This window comes from Ferruginibacter sp. (assembly GCF_031391665.1).
Taxonomy (GTDB): Bacteria; Bacteroidota; Bacteroidia; order Chitinophagales; family Chitinophagaceae; genus Ferruginibacter.
The window spans coordinates 1-22,200 of sequence record NZ_JANMUN010000209.1; the positions used below are offsets into that span (position 1 = coordinate 1).

The 22,200-nt window shown below is 35.9% G+C and carries 16 protein-coding genes; 7 read left to right on the forward strand and 9 right to left on the reverse strand.

What is annotated here, in order from left to right; all coding sequences use genetic code 11:
* A partial coding sequence (locus tag ACY651_RS15365; RefSeq protein WP_462254316.1) for an AAA family ATPase occupies positions 1-935 on the forward strand: 935 nt, incomplete at its 5' end.
* 98 nt (positions 936-1,033) lie between these two features.
* A complete protein-coding gene (gene cmk, locus ACY651_RS15370; protein WP_462254318.1) occupies positions 1,034-1,714 on the forward strand; it encodes a (d)CMP kinase in 681 nt (226 codons plus the stop codon).
* 5 nt (positions 1,715-1,719) lie between these two features.
* On the opposite strand, the gene ACY651_RS15375 is transcribed toward cmk, so the two are convergent.
* Positions 1,720-2,955: a 4-hydroxy-3-methylbut-2-enyl diphosphate reductase gene (locus ACY651_RS15375; RefSeq protein ID WP_462254320.1), complete on the reverse strand. Its 1,236-nt coding sequence runs from the start codon at positions 2,953-2,955 to the stop codon at positions 1,720-1,722.
* Between the two features lie 106 nt (positions 2,956-3,061).
* Between ACY651_RS15375 and ACY651_RS15380 the strand changes: the two genes are divergently transcribed.
* The gene (locus ACY651_RS15380; protein WP_462254322.1) at positions 3,062-4,444 is read left to right on the forward strand and encodes an alpha-amylase family glycosyl hydrolase; all 1,383 of its coding nucleotides are present in this window, start codon (positions 3,062-3,064) and stop codon (positions 4,442-4,444) included.
* A gap of 127 nt (positions 4,445-4,571) precedes the next feature.
* Here the strand turns inward: ACY651_RS15380 and ychF are convergent, their stop codons facing one another.
* Positions 4,572-5,669: a redox-regulated ATPase YchF gene (ychF, locus tag ACY651_RS15385; RefSeq protein WP_462221678.1), complete on the reverse strand. Its 1,098-nt coding sequence runs from the start codon at positions 5,667-5,669 to the stop codon at positions 4,572-4,574.
* 191 nt (positions 5,670-5,860) lie between these two features.
* On the opposite strand from ychF, the gene ACY651_RS15390 reads away from it, so the two are divergent.
* Both ACY651_RS15390 and ACY651_RS15395 read left to right on the forward strand, forming a co-directional pair.
* Entirely contained in the window at positions 5,861-7,336 is a 1,476-nt protein-coding gene (locus ACY651_RS15390; RefSeq protein ID WP_462254324.1) for a nucleoside recognition domain-containing protein, read from the forward strand.
* Positions 7,337-7,362: 26 nt separating this feature from the next.
* Positions 7,363-7,857, forward strand: a complete 495-nt coding sequence (locus tag ACY651_RS15395) for a hypothetical protein (RefSeq protein ID WP_462254326.1) — start codon at positions 7,363-7,365, stop codon at positions 7,855-7,857.
* Between the two features lie 16 nt (positions 7,858-7,873).
* Here the strand turns inward: ACY651_RS15395 and ACY651_RS15400 are convergent, their stop codons facing one another.
* The 7 genes from ACY651_RS15400 to ACY651_RS15430 all read right to left on the reverse strand — a co-directional run bounded on the left by ACY651_RS15400 (position 7,874) and on the right by ACY651_RS15430 (position 19,354).
* Entirely contained in the window at positions 7,874-10,291 is a 2,418-nt protein-coding gene (locus ACY651_RS15400) for a hypothetical protein (RefSeq protein WP_462254328.1), read from the reverse strand.
* Between the two features lie 77 nt (positions 10,292-10,368).
* The gene (locus ACY651_RS15405; RefSeq protein WP_462254330.1) at positions 10,369-11,310 is read right to left on the reverse strand and encodes a fasciclin domain-containing protein; all 942 of its coding nucleotides are present in this window, start codon (positions 11,308-11,310) and stop codon (positions 10,369-10,371) included.
* A gap of 10 nt (positions 11,311-11,320) precedes the next feature.
* Complete coding sequence (locus ACY651_RS15410) at positions 11,321-12,091, reverse strand: hypothetical protein (protein ID WP_462254332.1); 771 nt, start codon at positions 12,089-12,091, stop codon at positions 11,321-11,323.
* A 25-nt stretch (positions 12,092-12,116) separates the two neighbouring features.
* A complete protein-coding gene (locus ACY651_RS15415; RefSeq protein ID WP_462254334.1) occupies positions 12,117-13,805 on the reverse strand; it encodes a SusD/RagB family nutrient-binding outer membrane lipoprotein in 1,689 nt (562 codons plus the stop codon).
* Between the two features lie 20 nt (positions 13,806-13,825).
* Entirely contained in the window at positions 13,826-16,951 is a 3,126-nt protein-coding gene (locus ACY651_RS15420; protein WP_462254336.1) for a SusC/RagA family TonB-linked outer membrane protein, read from the reverse strand.
* Positions 16,952-17,052: 101 nt separating this feature from the next.
* A complete protein-coding gene (locus ACY651_RS15425) occupies positions 17,053-17,802 on the reverse strand; it encodes a DeoR/GlpR family DNA-binding transcription regulator (protein ID WP_462222046.1) in 750 nt (249 codons plus the stop codon).
* Between the two features lie 208 nt (positions 17,803-18,010).
* Entirely contained in the window at positions 18,011-19,354 is a 1,344-nt protein-coding gene (locus ACY651_RS15430) for a serine hydrolase domain-containing protein (protein WP_462254338.1), read from the reverse strand.
* Between the two features lie 140 nt (positions 19,355-19,494).
* On the opposite strand from ACY651_RS15430, the gene serA reads away from it, so the two are divergent.
* Together serA and ACY651_RS15440 are read left to right on the forward strand one after the other, a co-directional pair.
* Positions 19,495-20,733, forward strand: coding sequence for a phosphoglycerate dehydrogenase (serA, locus tag ACY651_RS15435; protein WP_462254340.1), 1,239 nt, complete (start codon positions 19,495-19,497; stop codon positions 20,731-20,733).
* 172 nt (positions 20,734-20,905) lie between these two features.
* Positions 20,906-22,180: an NAD(P)/FAD-dependent oxidoreductase gene (locus ACY651_RS15440; protein ID WP_462254342.1), complete on the forward strand. Its 1,275-nt coding sequence runs from the start codon at positions 20,906-20,908 to the stop codon at positions 22,178-22,180.
* Positions 22,181-22,200: the final 20 nt, after the last annotated feature.

A 22,200-nucleotide genomic window follows, 5' to 3' on the forward strand; every position in this document is an offset into this window, starting at 1 on the left:
GTCAGCAGGATGCTATTTCAAAAGTTGTAAAAGCAATACAGCGCAACAGGGTGGGTTTAAAAGATCCTAAAAAGCCAATTGGTACATTTATTTTTCTTGGCCCTACCGGTGTAGGTAAAACGGAATTGGCCAGGGCTTTGGCAAAACATATGTTCGACAGCGAAGATTCTTTAATTAGGATTGACATGAGTGAGTACATGGAAAAATTTACGGTAAGCCGTTTAATTGGTGCACCTCCGGGTTATGTTGGTTATGAAGAAGGCGGGCAACTAACAGAAAGGGTAAGGCGTAAACCCTATTGTGTTATTCTTTTAGATGAAATTGAAAAAGCACATCCGGATATTTATAATATTTTATTGCAGGTTCTGGATGATGGTCAGTTAACTGACGGCATGGGACGTAAAGTTGATTTTAAAAATACGCTGATTGTAATGACATCTAATATTGGTGCAAGGCAGTTAAAAGATTTTGGTGATGGTGTTGGTTTTGCAACAGCAACCCGTATGGACAATGCAGATGAAAATAATAAAGCGGTAATTGAAAAAGCTTTGAAGCGTACTTTCAGTCCTGAATTTTTAAACAGGATTGATGATGTGGTGGTGTTTAATTCATTAACCAAAGAAAATATTTTTGAGATCATTGATATTTTGATGAAAGGTGTAATGAAACGCTTGACCAATCTCGGGTTTTCTATGGAATTATCCACGGAAGCAAAAGAGTTTATTGCTGATAAAGGTTATGATGCACAGTTTGGAGCCAGGCCTTTGCACAGGGCTATACAAAAATATTTAGAAGATCCTTTAGCAGAAGAAATATTAAATATGCATGTAAAAAGCGGCGATACTTTAATTGCAACTTTGGATAAAGAAACTGAAAAAATAAAGTTTACTTTAAAAGAAGAAGAAATAAAAAAGGAAAAGCAATCCGAAGCATAATTTTTAATAATAATAATTTTAAGCCATCTGTAAAACGATGGCTTTTTTTATACACGGAATTTTGAATTGGCAGATTTTTAAAGCATTTTTGCAGTATTATGGCAAACAAAAAAATTATTGTTACAATAGATGGCTGGTCATCCTGCGGCAAAAGTACATTGGCAAAACAATTGGCAAAAGTATTAGGCTATGTTTATATCGACAGCGGTGCCATGTACCGGGCAATTACATTATATTTTTTAAGAAACCATATCGACTGGACGGACACGAAAGAGGTAGCAGAAGCATTAAAAAATATTAGTATTGAATTTGAGTTCAACGAAAAATCGCAGCAGAGCGAAATTATTTTAAATGGAGAAAACGTGGAGTATGTAATAAGGGATTTGGTAATTGCCGAAAAAGTAAGTGATGTGGCTGCAATAAAAGAAGTAAGGACTTACGCTGTTGCACAACAGCAGAAAATGGGAGAGAAAAAAGCTGTGGTAATGGATGGCAGAGATATTGGCACAACCGTTTTTCCGTATGCAGAATTAAAAATATTTATGACTGCCGATATTGCTGTTAGGGTAGAAAGAAGGTTCAGGGAAATGTTCGAAAAAAATCCCAACACTACTATCGAAGAAGTAAAAAATAATCTTGAAACTAGAGATTATATTGACTCTCACCGGGAAGTAAGCCCGTTACGCAAAGCAGCTGATGCTGTTGAAATTGATAATACTAATCTAACGGAGTTTGAACAGTTAGATATTGCTTTACAATTAACCAGGCAGCATATCTGAAAATATTACCCGGCGTCATGGAAGGAAAGCGTTAAGTCCTCAACAGAAATATTTACTTTAAAAAAAGAAACCAACTTTTCAATCACGGCTTCTACCATTGCATCGGGGCAGCTGGCACCACTTGTAATTAATATTTTTACGGGTTCTTTTTTGGGTAAAAAATTATTGGTGGTTAATTCTTCTTTGGTATGAAAATTAAAATGCTGTATTGCAGCAGATGAAATTATTTTTTCTTCACTGCTGATAAAATAAGTGGGCAATTTTTCTTCGCAAAGTTCTACTAAGTGAGAAGTATTACTGCTGTTGTAGCCACCCACTACAATCGCTAAGTCTGCAGGCGTTTCTAACAAGCCATACACCGCACTCTGATTATCGTTGGTAGCATAACATAAAGTATCCCTGGTATCTGCAAAACGTTCTTCAGTGCTTTCAGGAGTTAAACCATATTTTTTAATCATTACTTCTTTTAAAAAATCTGATATGGCTTGTGTATCGCTGGCCAGCATGGTGGTTTGGTTAACCACACCAATACGTTGCAGATCTTTTGCAGCATCAAACCCTTTAGAATATCTTCCTTCAAATTCGGTATAAAAATTATCTGCTTCTTTTTCGCCGGTAATATATTCACTTAATACAATTGCTTCCAGCATATTGTTTACTACTACTGTTGGGGTATGATGTGCAGCATGAGAAAAAGTGGCCCTTGTTTCTTCATGCGTAGGTTTACCATGCACTACAACAGTGTAATTTTTTTTAGCGATCTGTTCGCTGCGGTTCCAAACTTTTTCTACAAAGGGGCAGGTGGTATTATATTTTTTTGTGGGAATACCAATAGCATTTAATTTTTCTTCAATAGCTAGTGTTGTGCCAAATGCAGGAATAATTACCACATCATCTTTGGTAAGTGATTCGTACGGAATTATTTGTTTGCCGTAAGTATCCTGTAAAAATTGTGCCCCTCTTTGTAATAAATCTGCATTTACCTGCGGATTGTGGATCATTTCGCTTAATAAAAAAATACGCTTGCCTGGGTTTTCTTCAATGGTCCTGAAAGCAATATCAATGGCATTTTCTACACCATAACAAAAACCAAAATGGCGGGCAAGATAAATTTGCACCCCACCAAAATCAAGCAGGGCAGGGGTAAAATCTTTTTTCATTTTATCCTGCTGCTTGCGCTTATTTTTTATGGCAGCAATTAATGGGCTGCGATAAATGATGGGAACATTAAATTGTTTCATGTTAAAAAATAACAGTTGCAAAGGTACAATGTTGCAACTGTTTTCGGGCATTTGTAATTATTCGAAATTCCCTTCTTACATTTGATAAAATAAATTTGCCTGCACAATGAAAAAGATAATTCCGGTATTTATTGCGCTTTTAATAATTGCAGCATGTAATAATCAGGTAAATACAAATTCAAACAAAGAAAAAAATACAATGACAACTACCGAATATAAAAAAGCTGGCTGGATAAACAACACCAATGTTTACGAAGTAAATGTTCGCCAATACACTAAAGAAGGAACCTTTAACGCTTTTGCAAAAGAATTACCAAGGTTAAAAGAAATGGGGGTGGAGACTTTGTGGTTTATGCCCATAACCCCAATTGCACAAAAAAAGATGAAAGGAACGATGGGCAGTTATTATGCCTGCAGCGATTACACTGCGATTAATCCCGAATTTGGCAATTTACAGGATTTTAAAAATTTAGTAAAGGAAGCTCACGCCATGGGTTTTAAAGTAATTATTGATTGGGTGGCTAACCATACCGGTTGGGATCATGTGTGGACAAAAACGCATCCGGAATATTTTGAAAAAGACATTGCCACCAACGATTTTAAAATTGCCAGTGGTATGGATGATATTATTGAACTGGATTTTAAAAATCCTGATTTGCGCAAAGCTATGATTGATGCTATGAAGTATTGGATCACCGAATGTGATATTGACGGCTACAGATGTGATTTGGCTTTTTGGGTAGAGCTTGATTTTTGGCTGGAAGCAAGAACGGCATTGGAAAAAACAAAAACACTTTTCTGGTTAGCCGAAAGCGACCCTGTAGAACATGCCGATTATTTTAAAGCATTTGATGCCTGCTATACCTGGGCATGGATGCATAAGACAGAAGATTTTTATAAAAAAAATCAGGATAAAAATATTTTGGATTCTGTTTTGCAGCAATACAATACTGTTTGTGGCGCAACTGGTATTCCACTTTGGTTTACCACCAACCACGATGAGAACAGCTGGAACGGATCTGAATATGAAAAGTATGGCGATATGGCCAAAGCCCTGGCGGTATTTAGTTTTACCTGGAATGGCATGCCAATGATTTACAGCGGACAGGAATTGCCTAACATGAAACGTTTAAAGTTTTTTGACAAAGATCCTATTGAATGGAATGGCAAATACGAGTTGCATGATTTTTATAAAACGCTGTTATCGCTCAAAAAAAATAATGCAGCTTTAAGAGCAGGTGATGCTGCAGTAACTACGCATTTGCTCAGCACAACTGCCGATAAAAATATTTTAGCTTTTATAAGAAAAAATGGCAACAGCGAAGTGCTGGTGCTGATAAATTTTAGCAAAGAAAAAATCAGCTTCAATACTAACGATACAAATCTTGCAGGAAAGTATAAAAATGTATTTAATAAAGAAGAAAAAGATTTTACTGCAGTAAAATCTTTTGAAATGCAACCCTGGGGCTACGAAGTATTTGAAAAATAAAAGCTCTTTTAGAAGCCGTCTTCGACAAGCTCAGACAGACAGCTTTTTGTCATGTTGAGCTTGTCGAAACATTGACAAAAAGCGAATCTTAAATATTTTTTAATAAACACGTTCTGGTATTTAATCACTACACATTAAACCTGAAATGCATTACATCACCATCTTTAACGATGTATTCTTTGCCTTCAATCCTTAACTTTCCGTTCTCACGGCAGGCAGCTTCGCTTTTGTAATTAATAAAATCATCGTAAGCAATTACTTCAGCTTTAATAAATCCTTTTTCAAAATCAGTATGTATTACACTGGCGGCCTGTGGCGCTTTCCAGCCATGATGTATCGTCCATGCCCTTACTTCCTGCACACCTGCTGTAAAATAAGTAGAGAGGTTTAATAATTTATAAGTAGAATGAATTAAGCGGTCCAGCGCAGGCTCCACCATTTTATATTCTTCCATAAACATGGCTTTATCGTCTGCATTTTCAAACTCTGCAATTTGTGCTTCTATGGCATTGGTCATTATAATAACTTCGTTGCCTTCATTTTTTACCGCTTCAATTAATGCAGCAGAAAATTTATTACCGGTATGCATGCTGGCCTCATCAACATTAGCTACATATAAAATGTGTTTATCAGTTAATAAAAATAAATCGGCAATAGCCACTTTATCTTCTTTACTTAAACCAAGAGTAATAATATTTTTTCCGCTGTCCAGGTGTGCTTTACATTTAATTAAAATGTCCAGTTCGGCTTTCATCTTTGCATCTGTCTTGGCTAATTTTTCTGTACGCTGCATTTTCTTTTCTACACTTTCCAAATCTTTCAACTGCAATTCGGTTTCAATAATTTCTTTATCGCTTACAGGATTAATCGGTCCTTCGTCACGTAAAATATTTTCATCTTCAAAACAACGAATTACATGAATGATAGCATCCACTTCACGAATGTTGGCTAAAAATTTATTGCCCAATCCTTCGCCTTTGCTGGCGCCACGTACAAGGCCGGCAATATCTACAATTTCAATTTGTGTGGGCACAATCCTGTCGGGTACTACCAGCTCCGCCAGTTTATCTAAACGTGGATCTGGCACATTTACCAAACCGGTATTGGGTTCAATAGTACAAAAGCGGTAATTGCTTGCCTGCGCTTTGGCGCTGTTGCTAACTGCGTTGAATAAAGTAGATTTTCCTACATTGGGTAAACCCACGATGCCTGCCTGTAATGCCATGTTCGATTTATGATTTTAGATTTGCGATTGCCGATTTTATTAATGTGTTACTTAATATTGCAATTGTAACCTTTATAAAATCGGACGCAAAGGTAAGGTTTAGCTTTAGATATTTAATTGGTAATAAAATACTATTTTCATAGCTGATTGACAGCAAGCAATCCACAAAATCATAAATCTAAAATCAACCTATGGCTTTAAGCAGAATATGGAGTGCTTTTATAATAATTGCAATTTTTGTTGCAGGCTATCACTTTTTTTTCAACAACAGCAGGGATGATATTTTTGGCCGTATGGTTACAGGTACCAGTAAAGATGAATTTAAATTTGTTGCCCTGGGAGATAGCGCAAAGGTTGCCGGATTAGCAAAGGAGATGAAAAGTTATGGGTATGTGGTGCAAACTGCCATTGACAAGGATACAAAATATGTAGTAGCAGAAAATGTGCAGGCTGATACCGTAGTAAAACTGCAAAAAAGTTTTTCTTCAGTAAGAGCCGTATCGTACGATTATATTTTAGGGAGAAGGCAAAAAGCAGTTGATGGTATTATTGAAACTTGCTGGGTAGCTGTAGAGATTTGTTTAAAATTGATAGGCATTTTAGCATTGTTTATCGGGTTTATGAATATTGCTGAAAAAGCTGGCGGTATCCGGTTATTATCACGTATTGTAGGGCCATTCTTTTCAAAACTTTTTCCCGAAATTCCAAAAGGACACCCTTCTATGGGCCATATGATATTGAATTTTTCTGCTAACCTTCTTGGGCTGGATAATGCAGCCACACCTTTTGGATTAAAAGCAATGGATAGCCTGCAGGAATTAAATACCAATAAAGATGTGGCTTCCAATTCGCAGATCATGTTTTTATGTTTACATGCCGCAGGTTTAAATTTAATACCGGTTAGTGTAATTGCAGTACGGGCTGCACAAAATGCATCTGACCCTACTGATGTTTTTATACCCTGCATGATAGTAACTTTTGTAGGTACCATGACAGCAATGATCATTGTTTCAATAAAACAAAAAATTAATTTATTTCAACCTGTTATTTTGCTTTGGGTATTTAGTATTTCTGCATTTATTGTTTTATTGGTTTTATATGTTACCAGGTTAAATTCTGTGGGCATACAACTTTTTTCAGGACAATTAAGTAATGGTTTGATATTACTGGTTTTTCTCCTGATTATTTTAGGAGGCCTTTATAAAAAGATTGATCTGTTTTCTGTTTTTGTTGATGGAGCAAAAAGTGGATTTGATACCGCCATCAGAATTATACCATACTTATTGGGTATACTTGTAGCCGTTAGTATGTTACGCACCAGTGGTACTTTTGATGCTGCAATAAACGGAATGAAACAATTTTTTGCAATGTTTGGTTCAGATACCCGTTTTGTAGATGCGTTGCCTACGGCATTAATCAGGCCCTTAAGTGGCGGAGCAGCAAGGGGGATGATGGTGAGTACCATGACAACTTTTGGTCCCGATTCTTTTGCAAGTAAATTGTCCGGAATTTTTCAGGGGGCATCAGATACTACTTTTTATGTGGTAGCAGTTTACTTTGGTAGTGTAAATATAAAAAATACCCGTTACTCCATTGGCGCCATGTTATTGGCCGATTTAGTTGGAATAATAACAGCCATTATTTTGGCGTATTTATTTTTTGGATAAAATATTTTAACCGCATAATTTTTTTTATGGATACGATTAAAAAAATACCTCTTAAAATAATTTTATTAAGTGGCTTACTTGTTGGTACATTAGATATAATTGCTGCATGTACAGATTTTTATATTGCTACTGATAAAAATCCGGTTGTTGTACTTAATTATATTGCCAGTGGTATTATTGGTAAAGATGCTTTTGCAGGTGGTACAGGTATTGCATTGCTGGGCTTACTTTTTCATTATATCATAGCTTTTTCATTTACCTTCTTTTTCTTTTGGTTGTATAGCAAAACAAGTTTGTTATCTAAAAGCCGCATAGTTACTGCCGTTGTTTACGGATTGTTTATGTGGCTGGTAACTACTTTAATTGTTGTTCCTTTAAGTAATGTGCCGCATACTCCTTTAAGCGACATTAAATTTTCTAAAGCCCTTAAGGCAATAGGTATTCTTGTTTTTATGATTGGGCTGCCGCTTTCGTTAATAGCGTACAATGGTTTAAAAAAAGGAGAGAAGGCAATAAGATAACTACAAGACATATAGTTTACTCTATCTCTTTTTCTGCATACAATAATTTACCGTTAGCATCAATGCCTTCTATTACTACTTTAAATTTTTTGCATACATCATCGTTATAAAATTCGATGGTGGCTTTACCATCCTTAATGCTGATGGAGGGGTTCCAGTAAATTGTTGTACGAAGGTCTGAAAATTCGCTCTCTGGTTTTATTACTGCATAGTCAATAGGGTTAAATTCTCTTGACGAAGAGTACCCTAGTTTTTTAAAAAAATCAAACCCTTTTTTTCGCCAGTCCCTCGTAGATTTCCCTTTTACTGTGTATAATGCAATTGCACCCCTGGATGCACCTAATGTTATTGCTGAATTTCCTTTATAAACTTTTACCAGGCCAATATCTTCTGCATAAAGCGATTCTACAACATCTGCAGTCACTGGAATTTCGTTTAAAAAAAATTGCACGCCACCTCCGGCATTTTCAGAAAAATAATCCATGCCCTGATAGCGGGTAAAATTTACCTGTGTGCCGGTATCAGCTCTTATTACACTTATGCCGGGTACCATTCTTCTTAAAAATTGCCAGATATCTCCATTGTTTACTTCGGTATCTACTGGTATAGTTTGATCGCTTTCATAAAAAATATCACTGGCATATTGCATATTTAAAGAATCGACTACTGAAGTTTTTTTTGCTTTTACAACAACCTCACCTAATGTTTTTACTTTGTTGCTGTCCTGCTGTTGTTTTTTTAAAATAATCTGGTTGTAATAATCTGATGCACTAACAGCTTCGTTAGAAAAGAAAATATCATTGATGCCTGCTGCAGGCATTTTAAGTGTATCAAAAAATGCCGGGGCAAATTTTACAGCAACAATAGCTTCTTTATTATTTAAATTGGCTCCCTGATAAAAAACGGTGGCTTCTTTTTTATAATCAATATTATCTATCACAAATACCGAAGCGCTGTTAGTATTAGCCTGAGAAATTATTTTGGTTGAATCTTCTCCATTAATAATTAAATTTATTTTGCCTGCTTTTAAAACAGATTTTCCATTACTTTCCAGCACTTTGCCGCTTATAGTCATGCCGGTTTCAACCGGGTAATTAAGCATTGGAAATTTATTTGCCATTATATCTTCCAGCTTAAACCTGCGCCATCCGTTGGTAAGCATTACTAAATCCAAATTATTAAGTGTAGCTGGCGCTTTGTCACTAAAATATTGTACGGGGTTGTGTATTTTTCCTTTTATATCGGATGATAATAAAAAAGAAGAAAGAATATTTTCAGTTGCAATACTGTTGCCGGCAGTTGCATTGGTTATTGCAACAGCGGCATTTATATTTTTGTATTGTGCTACATCTATTGAAATACTATTCTTCTGCCGTCTTTGAGCATTAACGGTTAAGTTATTAATTACATTTTTATTGCTGTCATTATTGGCAACAAAAACAATTCTTTCTGCAAGTGGTTTACCATCTTCCGAAAGAACGGTTATTTGCATAATACCTGGTGGTAAGTTTTTCTTATTAATAGCAGCTGCATCAAGTCCTTCATCAATATTTAATTTACCCATGTAAGCTACCTGGTAATTTATTTGTGCTACCAGTATAAGATTGTTATATAAGTTACTGTTCTTTTCACTTTTTGATACCAATACAAAAGTTTTACTTAAACTGGAATTATCAACTGTAAGCACCACACCTTCCGGATTTACTGCAGGCAGTAAAACAGTTTTTTGTTTTCCATTAGATGCAGTTATTTCGGCTTTGTAAATTTCTCCTTCTTTGGGAGTAAATTCAAACTTACCCATACCATTATGCATGGTTTCAATTGGTACTACTTTTTCATTTTTGTTATTTACAATATTTCCTTTTATTGTTACAGGATTATTAAATTGATCTGCTGCTTTAAATGCAACGGTGCTTTTAATACCACTGATGAGATTACCACCTTCAGGATAAAATGCTATTGATATATCTTCTTTAGCTGCATTTTTTTTTGCCTGGCTTTTGGCATTATCAGAATTGATAATGGATATTTTTTTTTCAAAAATAAATTCCGGAAAATTCAGCATCCATAAAGTATATCCCCTTAACAAATAATTGCCACTTGGGTAGGAGGGCTTAGTATCAATACCGCCATGAGTATTGCCATTAACTAATTTAAGCATTTTTTTATCTGCTAATTTCCCATCTTCGCCAACCAATTCTATGTATAAAATTTTACTTAACACCGTTGGTTTTTCATTTAGAGTAGCATGGGCTTTAAACCAGATAGGTTCTCCGGCTAAATAAGTATTCCTGTCAGTTTGCACATACACTTTTTCCTGAGGTTGTATAAAAGAAAATGAATCCAGTGCAGCAACAATTTTTTCCGGTACAGTTTGAGATTGAGAAAAATATTGAGAAAGTATCAATAAGAAACAGAGGATATATTTTGTCATTTTCAATAAAGGTTTATCAAATATAAAATAAAAAAAGCGTTACAAAATGCAACGCTTTTTTTATTAAGAAATATTTGTTAGGGCATTAACATGCCGCTAATTTCATGAATAATTCCATTGCTTGCATAAACATCAGGAGTTACAAGCGTTAAAGCGGTAGTATTGGAAATGCCTTTTACAGTAACAGCAGTGCCTACAGCAACAGTTATGTTTGTACCTAAAAATGTTTTTAAAGTACCGTTCTTCATTGCTACGGAAAAATTACGTGACTGCACAATATGGTATTTTAATATATTGGATAGTGTGGTAACCTGTGCAGGAGTTAAAGCTCCAATTGCAGTAAAACTGGTATAGCCTGCCGCAATCATACTGGCATTGTTAATAGCAAAAATTGTTGTGGCGGAGTTTGCTGCCGGTGCAAAATTTGTACTTAGTCCTGCTTTTGATATTGCAGAATCCATTAAAGAAAAATTAGGGTTGCTTTTCAAAATTGTTCTTATTGGTATTATTGGTAAAAGAAGAGCCTTGTCTATTTTATGAATAACACCATTGCCACAGGTAATATCTGCAGTGGTAACAGTGGCTCCATTAACATAAGTTTTATTTAGTACAATATTCTTAGATGAAAAATTATTAAACCCCGCCATAGAAGCCATTGGTGCATTGGGACCAACAGGAAACTCAAAACTTGTACGCTTTAAATTTTGAAAATGATTCAACAAAAAAGCAGTAAGCGATAGCGAATCTATTGTTGGCAATGACGCTGTTGTTATACCTGCCGCATTTAGTGCCGCATTACTTGGGGCAAGAATGGTAAATGGTCCGGGGCCTTTTGTAAATGTCTCTAATTTAGCCTGTGTAATAGCTGCTTTAAAAAGACTAAGTTCTGCATCGGCAGCTAATTTTGCATCTATAAATTCAGCAGGAGGTTTTACAGTATCTTTTTCGGTACATCGTACAAAAACTATACTCAACAAAAGCAGTACAGGTAATAGTATATTTCTAATATTTTTAGTCATAAACAATTTTTTATTGGTTTATAATTACAGATAAATTTGGCGCAAGCGTAGCAAGTGTACTTCCTTTATAACCTCTTGCAAGCATGGTATAAATTCTCTGGTTGGTTAATGCAAAAGCCCTTCTTGCCATTGGTGCAGTAGTAGCTGCATCTCCTGCTGGCCTTATAAAAAAAGAATCTACCACCGGTACGGGTAAATCAAAATTTGCCGAAACTCCTTTGTATGCAATGTTAGCCTGAAACAAAGTAGCCGTTGTATTATTAGTACCCTTGTATAAATCTACAGCACCGGTTGGCATTGCATTTACAAATTTAAAACGGGCAAAACCGCTGTCTGGTTTTACTTTACCATCTTCAATACTAAAGCCGGAGGTGTTGGCAGCAGTATCGGTTATGTAAAAAGTGTAGTTAGTGTTTGCATTAAATGCCTGGCTAAATTCAAACAACTTTGTCATAATATTTCCAGTGCCGGGTACAGGCCTGTATCCCTGAATTTTTACAGTACCGGGTGTAACAAACAAATAGTCGCCATTACTAAGGCCACCCATATTTAAACCACCTCCCGGAAAACTAATTGGCGCAGTAAGTGTATTACTTACCGCCACATCATTAATGTACAATATAGTATTTGGCGTAACAGTATAAGCTGAAAAATAGCCAAGTTTTACCTGTGCAGCTCCGTCATTGCTTGTACGTTCTACTACTTTATAAGTATTTTTCTTGCAGCTTACCAATGCAATTGTAAACAAAAGAAAAACAGCAATTGATATTTTATGTTTCATAAATTTTTAATTTTTTGGGTTACAATTATGGTTTACTAAACCAGCATTCATAAGTATGGTAATCTCCGTTAAGTGCACCTATTCGTAAAAGTTCATCCCTGTTCCATACATATTCGCTGTTAAACCTTGGCCTTACCCTGTAAACTGGTTTACCAAAATTTTCGGCAGCTACTACAGGCAATACAAAAGTTTTATACACCTGCACATTTGTTACAGGGTCAACATCTGTCCAGTGATAGCGCCTCATATCTACAAAAGTTTCAAAAAAGCCCCAACCCCATAATGCTATATATTTTTGAAGCATAATATCGGTAAGTGTTAATGATGCAGCTGTAGTTTTTACGTTTGCACTGCCCATGTAAGTAGATCTTTCATTAGCTGTTATAGGATTGCCGGTAAATAAAACAACATTGCCTCTTGGCATGGTGCTTCTGTTTATAAAATCGAAATGGAAATTTATACCGCTGTTATAAGCAGTTAAAGCAGTAGCAGCATCTCCTTTTCTAAGGGCAGCTTCTGCTTTTATAAATTGTATTTCGCTGGCAGTCATAACAGGCATTACTACCCTGTCTGCAAACAAATAGTGTTTGTATAAAGGGTTAAATACTGATGCAGATGGATTAGCATAAACACTGTCAGCCCATGGTGCCGGCACTCTTTTTCTGGCATTTAACCAGTTGGCAGAACCTACGACGTAAACGCCGGTTAAAGCTGCAAATGCATCTCCTGTTCCCGGACCAACACCCCTAAAACCTCCATTGCCATTTGCAGTATCTTCCGAACAGGTTAGCAAATGCCTCATTCTGGGATCACGGGTAAAAGCATTAGCAGGTGACGGAGTTACGCCGGCAAGTACTGTACCATCTAAAAGCCGAACAACAAAATCTGACTGACGGTATAAAGCCAAATTATTTCTGAATGTTCCTAAAAAATTTGCATCGTCATTTTTTGCAGCGTCAAATGGTATTAAGAAATCTTCCGTAGGTGTAGTGAATGATCTGTTACAAAAAGCAATTACAGAATCGGCATTGTAACTTGGTTTATTGGTAATGCGGTGTGCATTACGTGCCATAAGCCCCCAGGCAAATTTTATCCACTTGGCATTGCTGCCATCATAAACATAATCACCTTTTATTAGGCGTACAGTTGTTACTTCGTTATCTGTTCTGCTAAGATTGCTGATACCAAGTCTAAGGATAGAATCTATACCTTTATAAATTGTTTCCTGGTCATCATATTTAAAAAATGCTTTGTTTTCTAAAAATGCTTCTTTAAAAATAATTTCTCCATGATAATCTGTGGCATATTGAAACATCATACCCTTAAGTACCTGGGCTGCTCCTACATAATCCCATTGGCCTTTAGAAGTACCATTTTCAATAATGTAATCAAGGTTTTTTCCTAAACCAAAATAACATTGTCTCCATATATCTCCATTATTATCACTACCACCTGTATAGCTCATGAAATCGAAAACGCCTGCATTTGCTGTAGTATTAGCTCCCCAGTTCTGTATATATTTACTGGCAAAGCGGGCATCAAACTGTAAGCCACGAGGAATTGCCCCAAGCATTGCAGGAAATACTGAAGATGCATCAGGGTTTTGAGGAGTATCCTCGTCCCTGTTTACATCTAAATATTTTTTACAACCACTAACTGTAATTAATAGCACCAGTGCTGTAAGTACAAGTGTGATAAAACTATATTTTTTCATAATAATTCTTTTAATATTTTTTAAAATTGAACTTTAAAACCAAAATTTAATCCTCTTGGTGTAGATACTGAACCGTAATCAATTCCGGAACCGCCATAGCCCCTGGAAAATGCAGTGTTTGCATTTACACTTGGGTCGGCCCCAGTGTAATTGGTAATAATAAATAAATCGGTACCTGTTACAAATACAGAAGCATTGCTTATTACTTTTTGTCTTTTTAATAAAGATTTTGGTAAAGTATAACTTAAAGTTGCATCTCTTAATCTAACCCAATCTACTGATTCTATAAAATCAGCCTCTGTAGTATTTCCTGCTCCATAATAATCGGCTCTGTAATAGGGGTTAACCGTTATTGTATTTCTTGTTGGGTTGGTAGTATTTTGTAATCCATCATTTAGTACACCATTAATTACAATAGGAGTTTCCCTGTCTAATGTACGTTTGCTTAAACCGCTAACATATAAATAGTATTCATTACCATTAAATACATCTCCACCTTTTCTAAAATCGAGGTTGAAGCTGAAAGAGAAATTTTGATAAGAAAAGGAATTGATCAAACCAATTTTATATTTTGATTGCCTGTCTCCAACAGGTACAAAATCAGCTGCACCATTTACCGCTGGCAATCCTGAAGTAGCATTAATCAACAATTGGCCGGCACTATTTCTCCCTAATGGCGTTGCTGCCAATGCACCTACCGATGATCCTGGAAAAACTTGGCTTCTTACATTTCCAAATACCCATGTGTCAGCATCGTAGTAGGTAGATAAACCTTGTGGTAAACTTATTACCTTGCCACGGTTTCTGTCGAAGTTTATGGTTACATCCCAATTAAGTTTTTTCTTCTTTAAAACATTTGCGGTTATTATTGCTTCAAACCCTTTGTTTTCTACTAATCCACCGTTAAAATATTTCAAAATTGCACCGGTGCCATAGCTTGCCCGGTTAGAAATGATTTGATTGCTGCTTTGCAGGTTATAAAAAGTAAAATCTACAGCTAACCTGTTTTTTAAAAATTTAAGTTCAGCTCCGTATTCCAAAGTTTTTGTAAACTCAGGCCCTAAGCCTACATTACTTCCTGTTACTGTAAAAGCATAACCACCTCCGGTAGTGGTAGCCTGGCCAAATTGCGGATCAATAATATATGGATTGGCAGGTCCTTTACCTGTAGTACCATAACTTATCCTTGCTTTACCATAACTAAACCAATCGTATTTATCAAACACTTTAAGGTCGCCAAAAATAAAACTTAATGATGCAGAGCCATAATTATAAAATGGATCTTTTACCACCGCATCACTTAAAAAGGTACTGGTACCTTCTCTTGAACCTGACAAAGACGCATATAATAAATTATCAAAAGATAAATTGTAATTAGCAAAAAATCTTACTATCCTTTTTCTTATTAAAGTAGTTTTTGCAAAAAGTGTAAGCGGATCTGTATTGTTTAAAGATTTAAAATTTTGCTCAAAAAAACGTTCCCCTTTTTGTGCCTCAATTTTTGTAGTGTTATCAAAGTTTGTAAATCCTCCAATTAAAGTATTGGAAAATTTACCCATTTTTTTCTTTATGGTTCCTCTAAAAACATTGTTGAAGTTTTTTGTATTTTGTTCATACACAGCATATACTCCATTGCTGCTAAAAGCAAGGCGGCTGTTAGGATTAAAAACAAAATCACCTGTTTGGCTGTACACATCTAAGCCTGCAATATTTGTTAAATTCAACCATTTATATGGGTTTACACTTATGGTAAGTACGGTATTTAAACGGTCGGTTTTATCCTGCCCCCTGTTTTTATTTACATCCCATAATGGGTTATCAAATTCTGCTCCAAGTGTTGTAGAGGTGGTTCTGTATAATTTTCTTGTACCATTAGCGTTTTGGTAGTCCCTCATGTCAATATCGCTGGGAAAATTAAGCAGATTTAATAAATAACCACCTGCACCTCTTGAAGATTTATCTGTTGTGGAGTTTGAATAATTTATAGCAGTGGTAATACTTAATTTAGAAGAAACTTTTGCAGTTCCTGTTACTCCGAAAGTAAGTTTTTCGTAAGCATCGTTTGGAACAACACCTTTTTGTTTAAAATAACTACCAGAAAAACGGTATGTAGAAATTTCATTACCGCCATCAACATCTACTGCATGCCTTTGCGAAAAACCGGTTTGAAAAAAGTTTTTTACATTATCGTATAAGGGTGTATTGGGCGAATATTTAGGCCCAAAATAACCATAAATTGAACCAATTGCAAAAGGATTTACCGTTGCATTGTTATCTGTTACACCAACTGCACCTCTGCCATAAGTAGTTTGTATTTCAGGAAACATATACAATTTTTCAGCACGAAAAGCATTGCTGTACCGCATACTTGCTTTACCCGATTTTCCTTTTTTAGTTACAACTACCACAGCGCCAGAGGCTCCATCTGAACCATACAACGCTGTAGCTTCGGGTCCTTTAAGAATGGTAACACTTTCAATATCTTCCGAGTTTAAATCCATTGCCCTGTTACCATAATCAGAATTACGGTTATTAAAAACAACACCTCCTGCGCCAGCAAGGTTTTCGCCATTCATAGTTTGGTTATCGTAAGGCACACCATCTACAACAAAAAGCGGAGAGTTACTGCTGCCAATAGATACTGCTCCACGCAATACTATTGAAGTTGAGGCACCCGGCGAACCAGCAGTGGGTGTTATGGTAGCACCAGCTACTCTGCCTGCGAGTGCATTAAGCCAATTGTCTCTTTGTGTTTCGGCTATAACTTCCCCTTTTACTTCCTGGGCTGTATAACCTAACTCTCTTTTACTTTTAGTAATACCGTAAGCAGTAACTACCACTTCGCCTAATTGCTTTTGGGCAAGTACAAGGCGCAGATTAATTTTTGTGTCATCGCCTACTGTAATTTCCTGACGGGCATAATCTACAAAAGTAAATACAAGTACCTGGCCTTTTTGTGCGGCAATACTGTAAAAGCCTGCCTGGTTTGTTTTGGTGGCAGTTTTGGTTCCTTTTACTGTAACCGTAACATCTCTAAGAGGAGCATTATCATCATCGCCGATAATAACACCCGTTATTTGTGCAGTAGCAAATAATGGAACAAGGAAAAACAGCATTGCAATAATTCTGTTTGCAAGTTTTCTCATATTTTTTAGTTTAGTTGGTGTATGTATAAAGTTTTAAATTAAAAATCAGAACTGGTGAACAGGTTCTTTGGAGGATATTGGGGAATATAAAAAATCAATACTTACAGCACTGTAATGCCAGCATCTTTATAAGGCTGCAGCATAGGATGGTCGTGCGGTAATTCTGTTATTAAAATATCTATCTTTTCTAAATCGCAAACATGTATGGGTTGTATGGTGTTTATTTTTTCGGATATAGTAAGGCAAACGGTTTTTTGTGATGCCGTAATCATAGCCTGTTTTAAATGTACCACATCCCAATCGTTATCGGTAATGCCATGCTGCAAATCAATAGAGTTAATACCCAGAAAACAAAGGTCGGGCTTAAGACTTTTTATACGGGTAAGTGCATCTGCACCCAATGTTATTTTAGAATTTTTTGACAGTTTATCTCCAATAACAATTACTTCAATGTTGGGATGATGCATATATTCAACAATGGCCGGAATGCTGCCCGAAATAAAAGTGGCCGATAAAGAAACAGGGAGAGAACGGGCTAATTCAATAATTGTAGTGCCGCCGCCGGTTAAAACAAACATGCCATTTTTTATAAGTTTAACTGCTTTATCGGCAATTATCTTTTTATTATCCTGGGCATAAACTTTTTTGGGAGAATAAGTGATGTCGTTAAACGCATGCGATAAAGCACCGCCATGTACTTTAATTAATTTGCCTTCTTCGGATAGTTCCTGTAAATCCCTGCGGATGGTATCTTCCGATACATCTATTTCTGTACTTAAACTTGCCGAAAGTACTTTATTATGTAGATTAACCTGGTGTACAATGTACGCCTGTCTTTCTTTTTTTAGCATTAGTTTTGATAATTACAATACTAAAGTAAAGAAAAATATTGCAAAAAACCGCAAAAAATCTTCAATATTATTAACAATGTGTGCAAAAACCTGCAAATGGATAAATTTGGAATTTGAAATTTTTAGTTAAAGTTTGGGGCTTTCTAAACACTAAATCTGTTATAAAACTTAAAAAAATCTAAAATCAGCAATCCGAAATCTGCAATTGTTACTGCGTTTTTACTTTATTTTTATCTTTAAATATTTGCTGCAGTTTAGTATCTTTTTTAGAAAGCCTGGGTTGTGCCACAACATTAATATTATTTAAGGCAGTTAAACTGTCGGTTGGTTTGGTGTTATCATTTTCTTCATCATCTTCGGAGGTATAATAATCTCCAAAAAGATTGCATAAAATTTTTGCATGATAAATGTTACGGGTAAATTTATTGCCTATTACAATTATAGTGGCGTTCTCTTTTAGTAATCTTATAAAAGTGGCATTGCTGCCATGCCACCAGCCATTGTGAAAAATCATTTTCTTTCCATCGGGGTAAATATTCATTCGCCAGCCAAGGCCATAATTTTTTATACCGGGCTTTTCGTTACTATAAGGCGTGTAGGCCTGCAGTAAAGTTTCGGCAGTAAATATTTTATTGCTGCTGAGCGCCCTGTCCCAAATTAACAGATCCTGCGGTGTGGTATAAATATTTTTATCGCCATACACCGCATCTAAATAATTTAAGGGTATTAATCTTCCTCTCCAGTCGTAACTTAAATTTACTTTTACCGAATCGGTACCGGTGTACACAAAACTGTTTTTCATTTGCAACGGAGTGAAAAATGTTTGCTGTAAAAATTCGCCAAATTTTTTGCCGCTAACCTTTTCTATTAACAGCGCCAGCAATGCGTAATTGGTATTGCAGTAAGAAAAATGTTTATTAGGTGGGCCAATATTTTCAATGATTGCTTTTTTCTCTGTTAAATAATTAAGCACATCTTCATTGGTGGCAGTTTGTTTTTCGTTCCAGCCCAACTTTTCCATAAAGTATAAATAATTGGGCAATCCGCTGCGGTGGTTTAATAATGTGCGTATGGTAACGCCGGGGTAATTAAATGTTGTAAGGTATTTGCTCAGCTCATCATCAATATTTAATTTACCATCTTGCCACAATTTTAAAACAGCCATGGCTGTAAATGTTTTGCTTACCGATGCAATTTGTAATGGGGTACTGTCTGTAATATAATCGTTGCCGGGTAAATGGCCTGTGCCGTTATATTTTTCAAAAACTATATTGCCATTTTTTGCAACTATAATGCCGCCATTAAAACCTCTTAGCAATAATGCAGAGTCGTACCAATGCTGGCAGGCCTTATTCAGCCGCTCGAATTCTGCTTTTGCAAGTGGCAATGGTTTTGGTAATTCTATTACATTAGTAATGGCCTCATTTTGAGCAGTTGAAACATTTTTTTTTGAAGTGGACTGACAGGAAATAATGCAGGTAGCTGCAATTATTACTACTGAGGTATAAATAAACGACCGGAGTTTTATTTTAAAGCCTGGTCTGTTGACCAAAGCTGAAAAAATACAAGAGTTCCGAAATAATCGGGGTGTGCCGTGTGAAGCAAGAATGCCACACAAGCGATAAAAAGTTGGTATCATAAAAGTATTAAGACTTAGATAAGATATATTTGCACAAATTACGTAGTAATATCATGGCAGAAAAAAAATTAACAAGTTATCCGAAAGAAAAAATTAATATCCTTTTTTTAGAAAATATCAGTGATGTGGCGGTAAAATATTTTAATGCTGCTGGTTATGCCACTGTTAAAAAAATAAATGGCGCCTTATCAGAGGAAGAATTAATTGCGGCAGTAAAAAATGTGCATTTGCTGGGCATTAGAAGTAAAACCCAGATAACTAAAAAAGTTTTAGATGCTGCCGAAAAATTACAGGCTATTGGCTGCTTTTGCATTGGCACCAACCAGGTAAATTTAAAAGAAGCTACTAAAAAAGGGGTGGCAGTTTTTAATGCACCTTACAGCAATACCAGGAGTGTGGCAGAATTAGTAATTGGTGCATCGATAATGCTGATAAGAAAAATTGTAGATAAAAATAAAGCTGCCCACGAAGGTATTTGGAATAAAGATGCCAGCGGCAGTTACGAATTGCGTGGAAAAACTTTAGGCATTATTGGGTATGGAAATATAGGCAGCCAGTTAAGTGTATTGGCAGAAGGGCTGGGGATGAAAGTAATTTTTTATGATGTGGAAACTAAATTACCATTGGGTAATGCAGAAGACAGAAAATCTTTAAAAGAATTGGTAAGTACTGCCGATATTATTACACTGCATGTACCCGAGCTGGAGAGTACCAAAAATTTAATCAACAAAAACAATTTAAAATATTTTAAAAAAGGCAGCATATTAATAAACTACGCAAGGGGAGAAGTGGTTGATTTGGATGCGCTGGCTAAATTTATAAAAGAAGGGCATATTGGTGGCGCTGCCATTGATGTTTACCCATGGGAACCTGAAAAAAATGGCGACAAATTTACTACACCACTGCAAGGCTTAAGCAATGTGTTGCTTACTCCGCATATTGGTGGCAGCACACAGGAAGCGCAACAGAATATTGGCGATGATGTGAGCAATAAATTATTTAATTATTTAGAGAAGGGAATTACTTACGGTTCTCATACCGTGCCTGCACTTAGCTTACCACCACAAGAAGGTACACACCGTATTTTACATATTCATAATAATGTGCCGGGGGTTTTATCAGAAATAAATACGCAACTGAGTAAACATAAAATAAACATTTTAGGCCAGTATTTAAAAACTAACGAGGCTATTGGATATGTTGTTTTGGATGTTGATAAAGGCTTAAGCAAAAATGCGGTGGAGTTATTGCGTAAGGTAAAGGGTACTGTAAAGGTTAGGGTGTTGTATTAAGAAACCCATGCGCTCCTGAACGGGAACTTTGCATTCAGCATATTGACAGAACTTGACTTTCTGTGACGCCATTTACACGGATAATTAAATTACACCGTTTTACAATAATGAAATATTTATATTTTCAAAAATTATTGAAAATAACATATCTTTGTGCTATAAAACATACAAAATGAAACTCATTATAATTGGCGGTGGTTTTGGGGGATTAAGGCTGGCTCGTAACCTCAGCAACAAACCCGGTTTTGAAATTACATTGATAGATAAATTTAATTTTCACCAGTTTCAGCCATTGTTTTACCAGGTAGCTACTGCAGGGCTGGATGCCAGCAATATTTCTTTCCCGTTGCGAAAAGTTTTTCACTACAGCAAAAATGTGCGCTTTAGAATGGCCGAAGTGCAGCAGATTATTGCTACTGAAAATAAAGTGGTTACCAATATTGGCGAATTTAATTATGATGCTTTAGTAATAGCAACCGGTGCCGATACAAATTTTTTTGGCAATAAAAATTTAATGGATCATGCTTTACCTATGAAAAGTACATTGGAAGCATTACAGCTACGTTATAAATTATTGCAGAATTTCGAAACAGCCATAAATACCAATGATCAAAAACTTATTGAACAGTTAATGAATATTGTTATTGTCGGTGGCGGGCCAACAGGCGTGGAGTTGAGTGGCGCCATTGCCGATATGAAAAAATATGTGCTGCCAAAAGATTATCCCGAACTGGATTTTACAAAGATGAAAATCTTTTTGCTGGAAGGTGGCAATAAAACACTAGCAACAATGAGCGAAAAAAGCAGTGTTGATTCCAGGAAGTATTTAGAGAAATTAGGTGTAACAGTTTTAACCAACAGCCTGCTAAAAGATTATGATGGTGAAAAAATTACATTACAGGATGGAAAAACTATTGATACCAAATTAGTGATTTGGGCAGCTGGGATAAAAGGTAATATTCCTGAAGGGGTTGATAAACATTTAATTGCTAAAGGCAACCGTATAAAAATTGACAGGCAATGCAAAACATACGGCAATGATAATATTTTTGCAATAGGCGATGTGGCGTATATGGAAGAACCTGCATGGCCTAACGGTCACCCACAGGTGGCGCCTGTAGCTATGCAAATGGCGGATACAATTGCAAATAATTTACGCAGTATTGAAATGAAGAGCAGCAAAAAAGCAATGGAAGAATTTGTTTACAACGATAAAGGCAGTATGGCAACAGTGGGCAGAAACTTAGCTGTAGTAGATATGCCAAAACCTAAATTGCACTTCAGTGGTTTTTTAGCCTGGATGATTTGGATGGGTCTGCACCTGATGCTTATACTGGGTGTAAAGAATCGCTTTTTTGTTTTTTGTAACTGGCTGTATAACTATTTTACTTACGATCAAAATTTGCGGTTGATATTTAAAGAAGTGAATAAAAAGAAAACAGATTGAACTATTACTTCCCTAATCTG

Bases quoted from the DNA above. Each gene is read 5' to 3' on its own strand.
- cmk (WP_462254318.1), top strand. From the start codon at position 1,034: ATGGCAAACAAAAAAATTATTGTTACAATAGATGGCTGGTCATCCTGC.
- ACY651_RS15375 (WP_462254320.1), bottom strand. From the start codon at position 2,955: ATGAAACAATTTAATGTTCCCATCATTTATCGCAGCCCATTAATTGCT.
- ACY651_RS15380 (WP_462254322.1), top strand. From the start codon at position 3,062: ATGAAAAAGATAATTCCGGTATTTATTGCGCTTTTAATAATTGCAGCA.
- ychF (WP_462221678.1), bottom strand. From the start codon at position 5,669: ATGGCATTACAGGCAGGCATCGTGGGTTTACCCAATGTAGGAAAATCT.
- ACY651_RS15390 (WP_462254324.1), top strand. From the start codon at position 5,861: ATGGCTTTAAGCAGAATATGGAGTGCTTTTATAATAATTGCAATTTTT.
- ACY651_RS15395 (WP_462254326.1), top strand. From the start codon at position 7,363: ATGGATACGATTAAAAAAATACCTCTTAAAATAATTTTATTAAGTGGC.
- ACY651_RS15400 (WP_462254328.1), bottom strand. From the start codon at position 10,291: ATGACAAAATATATCCTCTGTTTCTTATTGATACTTTCTCAATATTTT.
- ACY651_RS15405 (WP_462254330.1), bottom strand. From the start codon at position 11,310: ATGACTAAAAATATTAGAAATATACTATTACCTGTACTGCTTTTGTTG.
- ACY651_RS15410 (WP_462254332.1), bottom strand. From the start codon at position 12,091: ATGAAACATAAAATATCAATTGCTGTTTTTCTTTTGTTTACAATTGCA.
- ACY651_RS15415 (WP_462254334.1), bottom strand. From the start codon at position 13,805: ATGAAAAAATATAGTTTTATCACACTTGTACTTACAGCACTGGTGCTA.
- ACY651_RS15420 (WP_462254336.1), bottom strand. From the start codon at position 16,951: ATGAGAAAACTTGCAAACAGAATTATTGCAATGCTGTTTTTCCTTGTT.
- ACY651_RS15425 (WP_462222046.1), bottom strand. From the start codon at position 17,802: ATGCTAAAAAAAGAAAGACAGGCGTACATTGTACACCAGGTTAATCTA.
- serA (WP_462254340.1), top strand. From the start codon at position 19,495: ATGGCAGAAAAAAAATTAACAAGTTATCCGAAAGAAAAAATTAATATC.
- ACY651_RS15440 (WP_462254342.1), top strand. From the start codon at position 20,906: ATGAAACTCATTATAATTGGCGGTGGTTTTGGGGGATTAAGGCTGGCT.